Raw genomic sequence first — 234 nt, 5'->3', positions numbered from 1 at the left:
AAAATCATCAGATAAAGCACGGAAGGCATTTTGAATATTTTGTTCTACCTGCTCCGCCTGTTGTGGATCTACAGCGATTTCATCCTCGGGAATAAACAGCAATTTTTTGGCGATTCTCAACCCATTGATGATTTTTTTATATCCTTTTTGCGCAGCTTGCAGGGCTGAATTAGAAAAATCCAATGTAGAACGATAATGGGCCGTTAAGATAAAATAACGGATCGTCATGGGACT

The 234-nt window shown here is 39.3% G+C and carries 1 pseudogene; it reads right to left on the bottom strand.

Going from position 1 to position 234, the window contains the following annotated elements:
- A pseudogene (locus ACYYG1_RS17910) lies at positions 1-234 on the bottom strand (hypothetical protein); the annotation flags it as partial.

The sequence above is a fragment of the Desulfocurvus sp. DL1XJH-121 genome (genome assembly GCF_054819825.1).
The sequence above is the reverse complement of the archived record's forward strand: the minus strand, read 5'-3'. Positions and strand labels throughout refer to the sequence as shown.